Below are 16,184 nucleotides of genomic sequence, written 5' to 3'. Positions count from 1 at the left end.
TCTGTGGCCGGTCGAGGGGCCGGCGGGAGACGGGGGTGTCAGCAGGTGGCTCGGTTCGGCGATGCACTGACAACGGGGGCCGACCTCGTGAACGCGGCCGAACGCGCCGTCACGGGTGCTTTGGAACAGGTCGAGGGCCCCGTGGACCTGGTCTGCTTCTTCGTCTCCGGCCCCGACCCCGAAGAGGTCACCCTCGCCGGCAAACGGGTCATGGAGATCGCCGGCGACGCCACGACCCTGGGCTGCTCGGCCACGGGGGTCATCGGCGGCGGCCGCGGTGTGGAGGGCCAGGGCGCGGTCAGTGTCTGGTGCGCGAGCCTGCCCGACGTGGGCCTGACCCCGTTCCGTCTGGACACCGTCGTGGAGGGCGACCACCTGGCCGTGGTCGGTATGCGCGAGCCCGACGCCACCGACCGCGTCGCGATCATGCTCGCCAACCCCTACGAGTTCCCCACCCAGGCGTTCGTGCGCGAGACCACCGACGCCCTCGACGGTCTCCCGGTCGTGGGCGGGATGGCCGACGGGATGCGTGGTGAGGAGTCGGTGCGCCTGTTCTGCGACGGCGAGGTCGCCGAGAACGGTGCGATCGGCGTTCTGCTCGGCGGCGTCGGAGTCCTGGGGACCGTGGTCAGCCAGGGGTGCCGGCCCATCGGCCAGAACATGACCGTCACCAAGGCCGAGGGCAACGTGCTCCTGGAACTGGCGGGCAGCAGTGCCTACGGCAAGCTCGAGGAGCTCGTGGAGTCGCTGTCGGAGGAGGACCGCCTCCTCGCGGCGCGGGGCCTGCACATCGGTGTGGCGATGGACGAGTACGCCGACCAGCACGACCAGGGCGACTTCCTGGTGCGCACCCTGGCGGGGGCCGAACCGGACACGGGCGCGCTCACCGTCGGCGACATGGTCGAGGTCGGCCAGACGGTGCGTTTCCAGGTGCGCGACGCCGGCACCGCCGACGAGGACTTCGCCGAGCGCCTGGCCGAGTTCGGTGAACGCCACCGGGTGGGCGCGGGGCTGCTGTTCTCCTGCAACGGGCGCGGAGAGGCGATGTTCCCGCATCCGGACCACGACCCGCTCGCTGTGCGCCGGGCGCTGGGTGACGGCGCGGTCGCGGGTTTCTTCGCGGCGGGGGAGATCGGCCCGGTCGGCGGGGTCAACCACGTGCACACCTTTACCGCCTGTTTGCTGGCATTCGCCCCTTGATGTCCGTTCCGGACCTTAATCCGGACTTTTGCCCCCTCATCGACAACACCTTGACGTTCGTTCCTTGAGTGGGCCTTCGCCAGAATACTTACTGAGAGTGTTTATTTTTCGTACTCTGCGTGTTTTCTGGGGAAGGTTTCCATGTCGAACCACCGGTGCGGCCGCCCCGCGGCCCGGACCCTGGCCGCCCTGGGGGCTGCGGCCCTGCTCTCCCCCTCGGCCCCCGCGACCGCGTACGCCGAGGAGGGCCGGTTCGACCAGGAGCTCGTCTCCGGCGACCTCGTCGGCCTCACCGCGGACGAGACGGGACTGCGTGTGGAGGAGAGCCGGGCCCAGCGCGGTGAGGGCGCCTCCCTGTCCCGCAGGGACACCGGCCTGCCGTACGGGATCGCGGTCTTTGCCGGCCGCCCCTTGGCGGAAGCCACCGACAGCCTCGACGTCCGTCCCGATACCGACGGCGACACCCGTGACCTGCGTATCGAAGCGCGTGGCATGCGCGTCGACGGTATGTGGACCGAATGGCGCACCATCCCCGGGAGAGGCGGCCGGGTGAGCCTGCCCCGGGACGTGGACGAGGTGCAACTGCGCGTGGAGGTCGAGGGCACCGACAGCGCCCTCACCGGACTGGAGGTGCGTCCCCTGCCCTCCACAGGGACCGGCCCCGGAGGCGACGGGGAGCTCGGGGAGCCCGAGGGCCCCTCCGGCCCCGAGCCCTACTCCGCCCGCCTGTTCGCCACCCGCATCGGGCTGGTGGGGGAGAGGACCGCCAACGGCCACGTCGTCGCCCCCGACGACCACTTCGCGGCCCTGCCCTCGCGCCGGGGGCTGGCCGCCCGCGGCGGCGGAGAGTACACCGTGCGGGTCTGCACCACCGGCGAGTTCGGCCCCGGCGCCGTGGGCGACCCCCGCACCCACGACCCGCGGTGTGCCTACGTTCCCGTGTGGGACGTGGGCCCCTGGAACATCACCGACGATCACTGGAACGAGGACCGCGAGTCCTGGGGCGACCTCGACCGCGGCCTTCCCCAGGCCCAGGCCGCCTACACCGCGGGCCACAACGGCGGCCTCGACGGGTTCGGCCGCCGCGTCGCCAACCCCGCCGGCATCGACCTCGCCGACGGCGCCTTCCACGGACTGCAGATGCCCACCAACGGGTGGGTCGAGGTCGACTACCTGTGGACCGGCGACCACGGCCACCGCGCCGAGATCGCCACCGGGACCGGCAGGGAACCCGTGCCCGTCCACGAAGGGCCGGGAGCCGGATACGACACTGCCGGTCTGGCCGCGGCCGGGGCCGTCGTCGACGTGCACTGCTCCGTCCCCGGCGGGCAGGCCTACGGCCCCGACGGAACCGCCCGCACGTGGTACCGCATCGGCGAGGACCACTACGTCCCGGACGCCGTCGCGAACGGGGCCGGAGACGTACCCGAGTGCCCCGACGCGCAGCACCGGCCCTGAGCGGCCCGGACACGACGACGGGGGCGGGGTCCGCAAGAGAAACCGGACCGCGCCCCCGTCGTCGCTCGTGTGTTCAGACGCCGGTGTAGGGCACCGCGTCGATGATCTCGACCCCCAGGGTCTTGCCGTTCGGCAGCGGGTAGCTGACCTCTTCGCCGACGCGCTTGCCGTTGATGGCCGCACCCAGCGGGGACTTGGGCGAGTACACGTCGATCGGAGCGCCGCTCTCCTCACGGGAAGCGAGCAGGAAGGTGATCTCCTCGTCGTCTCCGGCGAACTTGACCGTGATGGTCATGCCGGGGCCGACCACGCCCTCGGTACGCGGTGCTTCGCCGACCTTCGCGGTGCGCAGGAGCTCGGTGAGCTGAATGATGCGGGCCTCCAGCTTGCCCTGCTCCTCCTTGGCGGCGTGGTAACCGCCGTTCTCCTTGAGATCGCCCTCCTCACGGGCGGCCTCGATCTTTTCCGCGATCTCGACGCGCCCACTACCCGTCAGGTGGTCCAGCTCGGACTTGAGCCGGTCATGCGCCTCCTGGGTGAGCCAGGTGACGTTGTCATCGCGGGTCTGGGTCACTGGAACTCCTTGTGTACTCGTAGCAAAGGCCACCAGGCGGCCAGAGCTGAACTGACGAGAATATCACCGAGCGCGCTCGCGCACGGTTTCCCGCGTGTTCACCCACGACGCCGGTGCAGGACAGGGGAACGGCTCGTCCGTGGTGGATCAGTCTTGCGAACCTTGTTCCCTGCACGAAGCGATCTCTACCGTGGAAGCCTGTCGAATCGTTTCAACGCTCGTGGTGGACATCCGGTTCCCCGCTTCCACCGCCAGCCGCTCCTGACCGACCTCGACGTGCTGATCGTCCAACGCCGTGATGAGGCACTCCGCGCCGTCCTTGCTGTTGACCTCGAAGGTGATGCTCGCTTCTTCCGCGGAACCGGTGTCGTACGCGACCACCTGGTGGTAGACGCTTCCGCTCAGACCCGAGTAGCTCATCACCGAGAATCCCCACCCGATGCTGCACGCGATCGCGAAGACGGTGCCGATGATGAAGAAGAGGGGCCCGTTGCCGTGGCGCTTGCGCAGCACGCGGTCGGGGTCGGCCGGGGTCGCGGCCGGGGATTCGGCACTGTTCACGGCGTCTTCTTCCGGGGTCGGCTGCATCGGGAATCTCCGAACAAGGGGACGGTGTTGTCTAAGATATCCCCGACCTGGCAGCCCCCCTACGCGCCCCGGGCGTGAGTCGTCCGAGCCGTGCTGTGCAGGGTAGCCGGGAACCGGCGTCCGGCGTCGTCGTTCACAGAGTCAAGGAGAGACCTCCGTTGTCCGAGCCGTTGCGGCTGATGGCCGTTCATGCCCATCCCGATGACGAGTCCAGCAAGGGTGCGGCCACCATGGCCCGCTACATCGATGAGGGTACAGAGGTGCTCGTCGTCACCATGACCGGTGGCGAGCGCGGTGACATCCTCAACCCTGCGATGGAACGTCCCGAGGTCCGCGAGAACATCGCCGAGGTCCGCCGGGCGGAGATGGATCGCGCCAGGGAGATCCTGGGCGTGCACCAGGAGTTCGCCGGGTTCATCGACTCCGGCCTGCCCGAGGGCGACCCCCTGCCCCCGCTGCCCGAGGGCTGTTTCGCGACCCTGCCCGTGGAGGAGGGCGCCGCGCCCCTGGTGGAGTCGATCCGCCGGTTCCGCCCGCACGTGATCCTCACCTACGACGAGAACGGCGGATACCCGCACCCGGACCACATCATGACCCACAAGGTGTCGATGCACGCCTTCGACGCCGCAGGCGACCCGGACGCCTACCCCGGCCGCGGCGACCCCTGGCAGCCCCTGAAGCTCTACTACTTCGTGTCCTTCCCGCCGGAGCGGTTCGAGGCGCTGGCCGAGGCGCTGGCCGAGCGCGGCCTCGACAACCCCTTCGAGGACTGGATGAAGCGCATCCGCGAGCGCGAACGTCCCCGCTGGGAGATCACCACGCGCGTGCACTGCAGCGAGCACCTGGAGGTCGCCCACGACGCGCTGCGCGCACACGCCACCCAGGTCGACCCGAACGGTTTCTGGTTCGCGGTGCCCAACGAGATCATCGCCGAGGCCTGGCCCACGGAGGACTACCACCTGGTGCGTTCGGTCGTGGACACCGAGGTCCCTGAGAAGGACCTGTTCGCGGGTGTGCGAGAAGCAGTGAGAAGATGAACGGTATGCAGAGCTCTTCCATGGCAGCGACAGCGTTGGCCGACACGACCGAGCTGGACACCGACCTGGTGACCCCGGGTGTCCTCGGCTTCCTGGTCATCTTCGTGATCGCCCTCGTGCTGTACTTCCTCATGCGCAACATGACGGGCAAGCTCACCCGGGTGCGCGGTGAGCAGGAGGAGGACCTGGCTTTCCGCCGAGAGAAGAAGGCCGGCCGGGCCGTGCCGGTCGACGGCGCCGCCGAGCGTGCCGCTGTTTCCGGTGCGGCCGGCCCCGAAGCCTCCACCTCCGAAGCTGCTGCTTCCGAGACCGCTGCTTCCGAGGACCCCGCCGACGGATCCGTCGAGGCCGCTTCCGAGGCCGCTTCCGCCGGCGGGCCCGCCGAGGCCCACGCCGGAGACGACAGCGGTACAGCCGGGCGCTGAGCCCGCCTTCGCACGCCGACCGGGGCCGTCCTCTCCCACATCCGGGAGAGGGCGGCCCCGTGCGTGCCCGCAGGCCGCTTCACCGACACGGCTCAGGTCAGGCACAGTTGGGGACATGGCGAACCGACTGAGTGATGCGACCAGCCCTTATCTGCTGCAACACGCCGACAACCCCGTCGACTGGTGGCCCTGGTGCGAGGAGGCCTTCGCCGAGGCGCGCCGCCGCGACGTGCCCGTGCTGATCTCCGTCGGGTACTCCGCATGCCACTGGTGCCACGTGATGGCCCACGAGTCCTTCGAGGACACCGCAACCGCCGACCTCATGAACTCGATGTTCGTCAACATCAAGGTCGACCGTGAGGAACGCCCCGACGTCGACGCGGTCTACATGGAGGCCACCCAGGCCATGACCGGCCACGGCGGGTGGCCCATGACGGTCTTCGCCACCCCCGAGGGCGCCCCCTTCTACTGCGGCACCTACTTCCCGCGCGACCACTTCCAGCGTCTCCTGCAAGGGGTCACCAACGCCTGGCAGGAGCAGCGCGACCAACTCCTCGACCAGGGGCAACGGGTGGTCGCCGCGCTCGGCGCGCCCCGCGGGCTGCCCGAGTCGTCCGCACCCGGTGCCGAGACCCTCGACCTTGCGGTACGGGCCCTGGTGCGCGACTACGACCAGGCGCACGCCGGGTTCGGGGACGCGCCGAAGTTCCCGCCGTCGATGCTGCTGTCCTTCCTGACCGCGCAGAGCGAACGGACCGCGCCCCTGCAGACCGCCCAGGAGCCCGTCCCGGCCTGGCTCATGGCCACCGGGACCGCCGAGGCGATGGCCCGCGGCGGCATGTACGACCAGCTCGGAGGCGGGTTCGCCCGTTACTCGGTGGACCGCGAATGGGTCGTTCCGCACTTCGAGAAGATGCTCTACGACAACGCCCAGCTCCTGCGCGCCTACATCCGCATGGCCCGCCGCCCCGTCGGCACCGACCTGGCCGAGGCCGACACCCACAAGCTCCTGCGCCGCGTCGCGGAGGAGACCGCCGACTGGATGCTGCGGGAGCTGCGCACCCCCGAGGGCGGGTTCGCCTCGGCCCTGGACGCCGACAGTCCCGGCCCCGACGGGACCCCGGAGGAGGGCGCCTTCTACGTGTGGACCCCGGCGCAGATCCGGGAACTGCTGGAGGGGGAGGACGCCGCCTACGCCGAGGAGGTCTTCGCCGTCACCGAGGAGGGCACCTTCGAGCACGGCACCTCGGTCCTGCAGCTGCCGCAGACACCCGCCGACCCGTGGCGTTACCAGCGGGTGCGCGAGAGGCTCTTCGCCGCCCGCGCCTCGCGCCCCGCTCCCGCCCGCGACGACAAGATCGTGGCCGCCTGGAACGGGCTGGCGATCGCCGGGCTGGCCGAGGCGGGGGTCCTCCTGGGCCGCGCCGACCTGGTCGAGGCCGCCCGGGCCTGCGCCGATCTGCTGCTGCGGGTGCACCTGCGCGAGGGCCGCCTGCTGCGCACTTCCCGCGACGGTCGCGCCGGCCACAGCGCCGGTGTCCTGGAGGACTACGCCGACGTCGCCGAGGGCCTGCTCGTCCTGCACGGTGTCACCGGCGATGCCCGATACGCCCATGAGGCCGGCGCACTCCTGGACACGGTGCTGGAGCGTTTCGGCGACGGCGACGGGGGCTTCTACGACACGGCCGACGACGCCGAGGAACTCTTCGCCCGACCGCAGGACCCCACCGACAACGTCACCCCGGCCGGGCGCAACGCTGCAGCTTCCGCGCTGCTGGCGTACGCGGCGCTCACCGGCTCCGAACGCCACCGTTCCGCGGCCGAGGCGGCGCTGTCGCCGGTCTCGCTCCTGGCGGAGAAGGCCCCCAGGTTCGCCGGTTGGGGGCTGGCCGCGGGGGAGACGCTGCAGTCCGGCCCGCGTGCGGTCGCGGTGGTCGGAGCTCCGGACGACCCGGCGGTGGACGAACTGGTCCGGGCGGCGTTGGAGAGCGCGCCCCTGGGCACCGTGTTCACCCGCGGCGACGGAACCGACGACCGGGGGGTGCCGCTGCTGACCGGACGGGAACCGGTCCAGGGCCGGGCGACCGCCTACGTGTGCGAGGGCTTCACCTGCAAGCTTCCCGTGAACACCGTCGAGGACCTGCGCGCCCGGTTCGGCTGAGGCCCCGGTCCTGTCCCGCCCCGGTCGGTCGGCCGACCGGGGCGGCCGACCGACCGGGGGACGTTCAGGCGTACACCCGGACACCGTCGATGATGGTGTCGGTCAGATCGGGGCGGTGATCGGGCTGGCGGATCTCCAGATAGACCGTTCGGGGCTCACCCGGCTCGTGCACGGCGACCACGGACAGCGCGCCGTTGTCGTCGCAGTCCGACCACTCCCGGATCTTGCCCTCCCACCGGGAGGTGTCCACCCGGCGCTCCACCGGCGGGTGCTCGCACCGGTCGGGCTCGGTGACCCGGCCCAGATCGCGGGCGCCGGGCATGAGCGTGGTGAAGACCCCGTAGGAGGTCTTGTCGGTGGCGTGCCAGTTGTCGGCGTCGGTCGTTGCCAACAGACCCGGGCCCGCGCCTGCCTCGGCGGCAGCGGGACGGGCGGCCATGTCCAGGTGCAGTTCCGAGGCCCAGCCCGAGGGCACGTTCACCCGCAGCTCGTGGGCGGCACTGTAGATCGGGGTCAGCGACATGGAGGGGGCACCGAAGGCCGAGGTCGCGGTGAGAACCATCACGGCCAGGGCTGCTCCGAGTGCGGTCAGGCGGCGCCACTGTCTCCGGTTCCGCTGCCACCACGGCTCCTCGCGGGGGAGCATACCGGGCTCCATCCGGATCGTCCTGACCCGGTCCGTGAAGGTTTTGGCGTCGCACGGACGGCTTTCCCGGTCGGCCGAAAGTGCCGACATGATGAGTTCGTCGAGCGCCGGAGGCAGTCCTGGCCGGATTCGGCCAGGCGGGGTACGTACCGGCTGACGCGGGGCCTGCCTTCCGGTGAGAAGTTCGTAGGCGACCGCGCCCAGGGAATAGACGTCGGTACGTACGTCCAGGTCGCCGCCGGGGATGCTCTGCTCCGGTGACATGTACCCCGGGGTGCCCGCAGCCGCGGTGAACCCCGAGGCCTCGTCGATGGATTTGGCGAATCCCAGGTCGGCCACCAGGACGCGCTGGCCCACGGGCGAGGACTGCAACAGCACGTTGGAGGGCTTGATGTCGCGGTGGATCGTGCCGTGGTTGTGCAGGACCGTGATGCCCTGGCCGATCTCCGTGAGCAGCCGCAGAGCCTCGTCCAGCGGGAGCTGGTCGCGCTTGGCCATGTCGGCGACGCTGCCCTGGTCGGCGTAGGTCATCACCATGTACGGGCGGCCGTCGGGAAGTACATCGACGTCGTGGACCGCCACCAGCCACGTGGAGTCGGTCTGGCGCAGGATGCGCGCCTCCTCCAGGAACCGGTGCTGGATGTCCATCTGGTGCGCCCAGTTCTCCGCGAGGACCTTGATCGCTACCGGATAGTTCAGCAGGTCGTCGTGGGCGAGCCAGACAGTGGCAAAGGAGCCGGATCCCAGGCGCCGGATCACGCGATACCGTCCGAAAGCCTCCGGTTGGCTCATGTGCGCCTCGGTCTGTCAGGGGGTGAATACGGGGTCGTTGCCCACTAATACACCATCTACGCCTTCGAGTTGGCTCTTGTGGATATGATCCCCACTCCGGGTGGCGCACATCCCATCGGGCATGGAAACTGGTGGGAGATCCCGGATGATGGTTCGCGCACTCCTGTGAATAACACACGGGACAGGAAACGAACACGTGCGTGGAAAACGATCGGCCCCGGGGTCCGTGGACGTCCGGACGTGTCCCCCCGCCGGGCCCCGGCACCCGAGGCACTTCGAGTTGACCCGGCGGACGTCCTGTGAAGCAGGGAGAAGAACAGTCATGCCAAGTAGCGACCACTCAGACCACGCGAAGAGGCCCACGCCCAAGCGTCGGGTGGCGAGCAACGTCGACGAGGAGCTCGAGGACCTCGCGCGCCGGGCCAAGGACGGCGACGAGGCGGCCATGGACGACCTGCTCCGGCGCATCCAGCCGGAGGTGCTCCGCCGCTGTTCGCGTTTCTTGCCCTACCGCCAGGACGCGGAGGAGGCGTGCCAGGACGCCCTTCTGCGGGTGGCGCGCAAGATCGGCAGCTTCAAGGGCGACTCCTTGTTCACCACGTGGCTCTACACCGTGGTGTCCAACTCCGCGCGTCAGACCTACCGTTCCATGAAGCGCCGCTCGGCCGAGTACCCCACCGAGGCCGAGCGCATGCCCAACCAGAGCGACCCCCGCACCACCAGTGTCATCGCCGGTTCCCGTATCGACCTGCTCGAGGCGCTCGACCAGTTGGAGAAGGACCGGCCCAACCTGGTGGCACCGCTCGTCCTGCGGGATCTGTGCCAGATGGATTACAACGAGATCGCCTCGGAGCTGAACCTGGCTCTGGGCACCGTCAAATCCCGAATTCATCAGGGCCGCAAACACGTACGGAAGTCCTTGACTGTCTCGTGACCTCTCAGGGCGAACTACTCTGGACACATCCCCACCGGCACGTCCAGGACTCGGGCGTGCCGTCTTTGATCCAGCTCTGAGAGGTTTCGCCAATGGGGCTCCGTGACCCCCTGTACTGGCTGTACGAGAAGCGGCTCGAACGCAGCCTGACCAGCCAGGAGATCCCCAGGCACGTCGGTGTCGTGATGGACGGGAACCGGCGTTGGGCCAAGAGCAGTGGCCTGGGGGGCGCGGAGCTCGGCCACCGCGCCGGCGCGGACAAGATCTTCGAGGTACTCCGCTGGTGTGACGAGCTCGGCGTGCAGGTCGTCACACTGTGGATGCTGTCCACGGACAACCTCTCCCGGGACGAGGACGAGCTCGGCCTGCTGGTGCGCATCATCGACAAGGCCATCGCCCGTCTGCGCGAGGAGGGTTGGAACACCCGGCGCGTGGGTGCCCCCGACATCCTGCCCGACTCCACCGCCCGCGCCCTGAAAGAGGCGGAGGAGGCCACATCCGGTAATCCGGGGCTGGTTGTCAACGTCGCCGTCGGGTATGGGGGTAGACGTGAGATCGCCGACGCGGTTCGGTCGCTCCTCCACGACGAGGCCGACCGAGGAACCTCGGTCCAGGAGCTCGCGGAGCGCCTGGACATCGAGGACATTGCCCGGCATCTCTACACGCGCGGCCAGCCCGACCCCGACCTGCTCATTCGCACGTCGGGGGAGCAACGTCTGTCCGGCTTCATGCTGTGGCAGAGCGTGCACTCGGAATTCTATTTCTGCGAGGCCTATTGGCCCGCTTTCCGCAGAGTGGATTTCCTCCGTGCACTGCGCTCGTACGGCGCGCGCAACCGGCGTTACGGCCACTGACCCCCTTCCTTTCCCCACCCCCGTCTTCACACGGTGTTCACCGCGACGGGGGATCGAACACTGGAAAACGGGTCGGTCGGCGCGTAGCGTCGGTGAGCGCGGGTGGCGAGCGGCCACCCGCTCGGGAGGCCCCGTCTCATTGAATCCCTGCGTCAACGCGGATATTCGACGAGGAGGGCCGGACCCGGCCCTCGTGGGCCCGGTCCCGGTCCTCCATGATCCCGTGACAGCGGGGTGCCCCCGCGGCACCCAAGGGGAGAACGAGTGGCTAGTACCTCGACCGATCGCCGTGACACCCAGTCCGTCGCCGACCTCCACCCGGTAGGCATGGAGGGGGCACGCGTCTACGTGCTCGACACCAGCGTCCTGCTCGCCGATCCGTCGGCCATGACCCGGTTCGCAGAGCACGAGGTCGTCATCCCCGTCGTGGTCATCACCGAGTTGGAGAGCAAGCGGCACCACCCCGAACTGGGGTACTTCGCCCGCGAGGCCCTCCGCCGTCTGGACGACCTCCGGGTCGACAACGGCCGCCTGGACGTTCCCGTCCTGGTGAACGAAGACGGTGGAACCCTCCGCGTGGAACTCAACCACAGTGATTCGGGTGTGCTCCCGGCCGGATTCCGGTTGGGTGACAACGACACCCGCATCCTCACCGTGGCCCGCAATCTCCAGATCGAACTGGAGGAGCAGGCCGAGGGTGAGGAGGACAGTGAGGCCGGGGAGGTCGTGCTCGTCAGCAAGGACCTGCCCATGCGGATCAAGGCGTCCTCCATCGGAATGATCGCCGACGAGTACCGGGCCGAGCTGGCCATCGAGCACGGCTGGACCGGCATGGCCGAACTCGACGTGCCGGCCCACAACATCGGTGAACTCTTCGAGTCCGGCTCCAGTGACATGGAGGAGGCCCGCGACCTGCCCTGCCACACCGGGCTGGTGCTGGTCTCCGAGCGCAGCAAGGCGCTGGGGCGGGTCCAACCCGACAAGTCGGTGAAGCTGGTGCGCGGCGACCGTGACGTGTTCGGGCTGCACGGCCGCAGCGCCGAGCAGCGCATCGCCCTCGACCTGCTCACCGACGAGGAGGTCGGCATCGTCTCCCTCGGCGGCCGCGCCGGCACCGGTAAGTCCGCCCTCGCCCTGTGCGCGGGGTTGGAAGCGGTCATGGAACGCGGCCGCCACCGCAAGGTCATGGTCTTCCGCCCCCTCTACGCCGTCGGCGGCCAGGAACTCGGCTACCTTCCAGGGACCGAGAACGACAAGATGACCCCGTGGGGCCAGGCGGTGCACGACACCCTGTCCTCGGTGGCCAACGAGGACGTCATCGAGGAGATCGTCGACCGCGGGATGCTGGAGGTCCTGCCGCTCACCCACATCCGCGGCCGCTCCCTGCACGACGCGTTCGTCATCGTCGACGAGGCCCAGTCGCTGGAACGCAACGTGCTGCTGACCGTGCTCTCCCGTCTGGGTGAGAACTCGCGGGTCGTGCTCACCCACGACATCGGCCAGCGCGACAACCTCCGTGTGGGGCGCCACGACGGGATCGTCGCCGTCATCGAGAAGCTCAAGGGCCACCCGCTGTTCTCCCACGTGACCCTCAACCGCTCCGAACGTTCCCCGGTGGCCGCTCTGGTCACCGAGATGCTGGAGAACTGATCGGCGCACCGACCGGCCCGCCCCGCGCACCCTCGGGGCGGGCCGCCCCCGTTTCGGCGCCACCCCCACACACGCTTCTTCGCGGGGAGTGTGGGGCGCCTCGGGGGTGCGCTGCGACCCTTGGCGCCGGACTCACCCGACCCACCTCGATGAACCCCCGCTCCAAAGGGGTGTCCGTGCTCCACCGCACGAAGGGCTGGGCCTCAGAGCAGGTGCACGGTGCTGGGTCTCCTGAGCCATAAGAAACCCGGATGCCCAACCACACGAAGGGCCGAGCCCCCAGGGCAGGTGCACGGTGCAGGTTCCCCTGCGCCATAAGAAACCTGGATGCTCAGCCACACGAAGGGCTGGGCCTCAGAGCAGGTGCACGGTGCAGGTTCTCCCCTCCCCCCAGGTGACAGGTTTGCTCAGCCACAGTCGACGCGGGGTGCGCGCCCCCGGTGCCACGGAAACCCCGGAGCCTCCGCGCGTACCACGCGGTGGCCTCCCCAACCCTCTGTACGCGGTCTCTGGACGCCCGGAGCCCACCAGCCGTCCGGGCACAGAAGCGCGTGAGCCCGCACCGTGTCTTTGGGCTCGACCGGGGGAGGGCCCCTCCCCACAGGAGAGGGAAGAGCCAGAGACGGACCCCCGCCCCAGGGGGTGTCTCTGCTCAACCACACGAGGGGCCCAGCCCCAAGGCAGGTGCACGGTGCCAGGCCTCCCTGCCTCCGAGCTCTCTTCTCTTCGGGCTCTTCCTCTTCTCTTTTTCAGGGGTGTTCGTGGTTCCCGTCAGTGGCCCCGTGCCTCCGTTCCTGGGGTCGGGCTCTGTCTGTGGCTGGGGTCCAACCCCCCTTGGCGTGCGGCTCTGCGCCTGCCTTCTCCCACTCCTTCGGGGAGGGGCCTTGCCCCGGGCCAGGCCAAGGACAAGGCGCGGGCTCACGCGTCCCCCGTGCATGAGTGGTCGAGGGGCTCCGGGCGTCCAGAGACCGCGTACAGAGGGCTGGGGAGACCACCGCGCGGAACGCGCAAGGGGGGCCTTCGGCCCAAGGGGCGACGCACCGCGCGAGGGCTGTGGCTGAGCAAACCTGTCACCTGTGGGGGAGGGGAGAACCTGCACCGTGCACCTGCGCTGGGGCTCAGCCCCTCACGTGGCTGAGCATCCGGGTCTCTTGTGGACCGGGAGTCCCAACACCGTGTACGTGCGCTGGGGCCGAGCCCTTCACATGGTTGGGCGTCCGGGTTTCTTGTGGCGGGGGAGGTCTTGCACCGTGCACGTGTGCTGGGCTGAGCCTTTCGCGTGGCTGAGCGGACCCGACGCCTGCGGGGAGCCCCGGACGGGCTCGCGGAGAGGGACCGGGTCGGGCTGTGCCCGACCGCCACGCCCTAAGCTGGTGCCTTGTGAGTGAGCAAGTCCCGCCCGAGCAGCTCCGTGCCTCCGACAGCGACCGTGCCCGCGTCCTGGACGCCCTGCGTGAGGCCGTCGCCGACGGCCGTATCGACATGGACGAGTTCACCGAACGCAGCGACCGGGTCCAGACCGCCCGTACCCTCGGTGAACTCCCGGAGGCCACCGCCGACCTGCTGCCCGCCGACCGGCAACCGATCCGGCTGGACCCTCAACCCGTCCTGGCGCTGATGAGCACCCTGACCCGGCGGGGCCGCTGGGTGGCCTACCCCGACGAGAACGTCGTCGCGGTGGCCGGACGTGTGGACATCGACCTGCGCGAGGCCCTGTTCCTGCGCAACCACCAGCGCCTCAACATCACCGCCCTCTTCGGCGTGGTGGAGATCGACGTGCCCGAGGGGGTGGAGGTGCGCATCACCGGCCGATCCTTCCTCGGCCTGCGTACCACCACCGCGCGCGCCTCCGGCCGTTCCCGGCCGCCCGTCCTGGAGATCACCGGGATGACCCTGATCGGCCTGGTGCGGGTGCGCGCTCCCCGTCGGCGCCGGCGCCTCGGCCTGGCCCGCAGGCGCCGCATCACCTCCCGCGGACGGGCCTGAGGCGGTAGCGGGGGACCGCGTACGGGCACCTGTCCCGGGGGCTATACCGTACGTAGGGTGTGACCTGCACGAATGGGGGCATGGCGTGCGCAACACGGGTGAGTTCCCGGCGCGCCGCGCGTGTCTGGCAGGCTTTGTTCCACAGATTTTCCCAGGAGAGTTGGGTAGCAATGAGTGAGTTCCGCATCGAGCACGACTCGATGGGTGAGGTCAAGGTTCCTGCCGAGGCCAAGTTCCGGGCCCAGACGCAGCGTGCCGTGGAGAACTTCCCGATCTCGGGCCAGGGTCTGGAGCATGCGCACATCGCCGCCCTCGGTGAGATCAAGGCCGCCGCAGCCAAGGTCAACGCCGAGCTGGGCGTGATCTCCGACGAACACGGCAAGGCGATCCGCGAGGCCGCTCTGGAGGTCGCCGGCGGCAAGTGGAACGGCGAGTTCCCCGTCGACGTCTTCCAGACCGGATCGGGCACCTCCAGCAACATGAACACCAACGAGGTCGTCGCCTCGCTCGCCAAGGAGCGCAGCGGCCTGGACGTGCACCCCAACGACCACGTCAACGCCTCGCAGTCGTCCAACGACGTCTTCCCCTCCTCCATCCACATCGCCGCCACGGCCGCCGTGACCAACGACCTGATCCCGGCCCTGCGGCACCTGGAAGGCGCCCTCGACCGCAAGGCGATCGAGTTCGCCTCCGTGGTCAAGAGCGGCCGCACCCACCTCATGGACGCCACCCCGGTCACCCTCGGCCAGGAGTTCGCCGGCTTCGCCGCCCAGGTGCGCTACGGCGTCGAGCGCCTCGAGGCCGTCATGCCGCGCGTGTCCGAGCTGCCCTTGGGCGGCACCGCCGTGGGCACCGGCATCAACACCCCCGAGGGTTTCGCCGGCCGGGTCATCGCCGAGATCGTCGCCAACACCGGTCTTGCGCTCAGCGAGGCCCGCAACCACTTCGAGGCGCAGGGTGCCCGCGACGCTCTGGTGGAGCTCTCCGGTCAGCTGCGGACCATCGCCACCGGCTACGCCAAGATCGCCAACGACATCCGCTGGATGGGCTCTGGCCCCACGACCGGACTGAGCGAGGTCTTCCTCCCCGACCTGCAGCCCGGCTCCTCGATCATGCCCGGCAAGGTCAACCCTGTCCTGTGCGAGGCCATGCTCCAGGTCTCCTCGCAGGTCGTGGGCAACGACGCCGCCGTCGCCTTCGGTGGTGCCGGCGGAAACTTCGAGCTCAACGTGCAGCTGCCGATGATGGCGCGCAACGTGCTCGAGTCGATCCGCCTGCTCTCCAACGTCTCGAGGGTCTTCGCCGACCGCTGCGTCGCCGGCATCGAGGCCAACGAGGAGCAGTGCCGTACCTACGCGGAGTCCTCCCCCTCGATCGTGACCCCGCTCAACCGCTACATCGGCTACGAGGAGGCCTCCAAGGTCGCCAAGCAGTCGCTGAAGGAGAAGAAGACCATCCGCGAGGTGGTCCTCGAGCGCGGTTACATCGAGGACGGCAAGCTCACCAAGGCCCAGCTCGACGAGGCCCTCGACGTCCTGAAGATGACCAACTCCCAGTAGTCCGTCCCATACGCACGGGGCACGCCGCACACTCGCGGCGTGCCCCGTCGTGTGCCGTGGGCCCTGCGCTCGCCACGGGAGCTGCGACCGCATCGACGAGGACGGCTGCGACCACCCTTGCCGCGGGAACCGATCCGCTCCGGAAGGCATCCGACACGGGTACCGGAAAACCATTCCCCAGGCCGCTTCGAGAAGGTCGGTTACCCGCGGGGCCGGCAGGTCGACGACGCCGAGATCGACCAGAACACAGTGATGTTCTACCCCTCCGGCCATGACCAGCAGGTGTGGGTCTCGGGCCGGCTCGAACCGCTCGACGCCGG

General features: G+C 69.5%; 14 protein-coding genes. 11 read left to right on the top strand and 3 right to left on the bottom strand.

Annotated features, from left to right (window positions below; translation table 11 throughout):
- Positions 1–45: 45 nt before the first annotated feature.
- Together D473_RS0122565 and D473_RS0122560 are read left to right on the top strand one after the other, a co-directional pair.
- Positions 46–1,200, top strand: a complete 1,155-nt coding sequence (locus D473_RS0122565; RefSeq protein ID WP_033353874.1) for an FIST signal transduction protein — start codon at positions 46–48, stop codon at positions 1,198–1,200.
- Between the two features lie 141 nt (positions 1,201–1,341).
- Positions 1,342–2,658, top strand: a complete 1,317-nt coding sequence (locus D473_RS0122560) for a hypothetical protein (RefSeq protein ID WP_017611309.1) — start codon at positions 1,342–1,344, stop codon at positions 2,656–2,658.
- Between the two features lie 73 nt (positions 2,659–2,731).
- On the opposite strand, the gene greA is transcribed toward D473_RS0122560, so the two are convergent.
- Positions 2,732–3,232, bottom strand: coding sequence for a transcription elongation factor GreA (gene greA / locus D473_RS0122555; RefSeq protein WP_017611308.1), 501 nt, complete (start codon positions 3,230–3,232; stop codon positions 2,732–2,734).
- A 147-nt stretch (positions 3,233–3,379) separates the two neighbouring features.
- Positions 3,380–3,820, bottom strand: a complete 441-nt coding sequence (locus D473_RS0122550) for a DUF4307 domain-containing protein (protein ID WP_017611307.1) — start codon at positions 3,818–3,820, stop codon at positions 3,380–3,382.
- A 158-nt stretch (positions 3,821–3,978) separates the two neighbouring features.
- On the opposite strand from D473_RS0122550, the gene mca reads away from it, so the two are divergent.
- The 3 genes from mca (at position 3,979) to D473_RS0122535 (ending at position 7,443) form a co-directional block, all read left to right on the top strand.
- On the top strand, positions 3,979–4,857 hold the full coding sequence (gene mca, locus D473_RS0122545) for a mycothiol conjugate amidase Mca (protein ID WP_017611306.1): 879 nt from the start codon (positions 3,979–3,981) through the stop codon (positions 4,855–4,857).
- A gap of 20 nt (positions 4,858–4,877) precedes the next feature.
- Positions 4,878–5,282, top strand: a complete 405-nt coding sequence (locus D473_RS0122540) for a hypothetical protein (RefSeq protein WP_241474854.1) — start codon at positions 4,878–4,880, stop codon at positions 5,280–5,282.
- Positions 5,283–5,397: 115 nt separating this feature from the next.
- Positions 5,398–7,443, top strand: coding sequence for a thioredoxin domain-containing protein (locus D473_RS0122535; RefSeq protein WP_017611304.1), 2,046 nt, complete (start codon positions 5,398–5,400; stop codon positions 7,441–7,443).
- Positions 7,444–7,507: 64 nt separating this feature from the next.
- On the opposite strand, the gene D473_RS0122530 is transcribed toward D473_RS0122535, so the two are convergent.
- Complete coding sequence (locus D473_RS0122530; RefSeq protein ID WP_017611303.1) at positions 7,508–8,881, bottom strand: serine/threonine-protein kinase; 1,374 nt, start codon at positions 8,879–8,881, stop codon at positions 7,508–7,510.
- A 322-nt stretch (positions 8,882–9,203) separates the two neighbouring features.
- Between D473_RS0122530 and D473_RS0122525 the strand changes: the two genes are divergently transcribed.
- The 6 genes from D473_RS0122525 to D473_RS27875 form a co-directional block, all read left to right on the top strand.
- The gene (locus D473_RS0122525) at positions 9,204–9,815 is read left to right on the top strand and encodes an RNA polymerase sigma factor (protein WP_193373314.1); all 612 of its coding nucleotides are present in this window, start codon (positions 9,204–9,206) and stop codon (positions 9,813–9,815) included.
- Positions 9,816–9,907: 92 nt separating this feature from the next.
- Positions 9,908–10,669, top strand: coding sequence for an isoprenyl transferase (locus tag D473_RS0122520; RefSeq protein ID WP_017611301.1), 762 nt, complete (start codon positions 9,908–9,910; stop codon positions 10,667–10,669).
- 264 nt (positions 10,670–10,933) lie between these two features.
- The gene (locus tag D473_RS0122515) at positions 10,934–12,319 is read left to right on the top strand and encodes a PhoH family protein (protein WP_017611300.1); all 1,386 of its coding nucleotides are present in this window, start codon (positions 10,934–10,936) and stop codon (positions 12,317–12,319) included.
- Between the two features lie 1,380 nt (positions 12,320–13,699).
- On the top strand, positions 13,700–14,305 hold the full coding sequence (locus D473_RS0122510; RefSeq protein ID WP_017611299.1) for a DUF1707 SHOCT-like domain-containing protein: 606 nt from the start codon (positions 13,700–13,702) through the stop codon (positions 14,303–14,305).
- 170 nt (positions 14,306–14,475) lie between these two features.
- Positions 14,476–15,864: a class II fumarate hydratase gene (locus tag D473_RS0122505; protein WP_017611298.1), complete on the top strand. Its 1,389-nt coding sequence runs from the start codon at positions 14,476–14,478 to the stop codon at positions 15,862–15,864.
- Positions 15,865–15,981: 117 nt separating this feature from the next.
- On the top strand, positions 15,982–16,184 hold a 203-nt coding region (locus D473_RS27875), incomplete at its 3' end, for a hypothetical protein (protein ID WP_033353865.1).

It is taken from the genome of Nocardiopsis xinjiangensis YIM 90004 (genome assembly GCF_000341145.1).
Taxonomy (GTDB): domain Bacteria; phylum Actinomycetota; class Actinomycetes; order Streptosporangiales; family Streptosporangiaceae; genus Nocardiopsis; species Nocardiopsis xinjiangensis.
Note: the sequence above shows the minus strand (reverse complement) of the source record. Positions and strands in the feature narration are given on the sequence as shown.

Coding starts and splice junctions, on each gene's coding strand:
- D473_RS0122535 (WP_017611304.1), top strand. CDS start 5,398: ATGGCGAACCGACTGAGTGATGCGACCAGCCCTTATCTGCTGCAACAC.
- D473_RS0122505 (WP_017611298.1), top strand. CDS start 14,476: ATGAGTGAGTTCCGCATCGAGCACGACTCGATGGGTGAGGTCAAGGTT.
- D473_RS0122540 (WP_241474854.1), top strand. CDS start 4,878: ATGGCAGCGACAGCGTTGGCCGACACGACCGAGCTGGACACCGACCTG.
- D473_RS0122525 (WP_193373314.1), top strand. CDS start 9,204: ATGCCAAGTAGCGACCACTCAGACCACGCGAAGAGGCCCACGCCCAAG.
- D473_RS0122550 (WP_017611307.1), bottom strand. CDS start 3,820: ATGCAGCCGACCCCGGAAGAAGACGCCGTGAACAGTGCCGAATCCCCG.
- D473_RS0122560 (WP_017611309.1), top strand. CDS start 1,342: ATGTCGAACCACCGGTGCGGCCGCCCCGCGGCCCGGACCCTGGCCGCC.
- D473_RS0122530 (WP_017611303.1), bottom strand. CDS start 8,881: ATGAGCCAACCGGAGGCTTTCGGACGGTATCGCGTGATCCGGCGCCTG.
- D473_RS0122520 (WP_017611301.1), top strand. CDS start 9,908: ATGGGGCTCCGTGACCCCCTGTACTGGCTGTACGAGAAGCGGCTCGAA.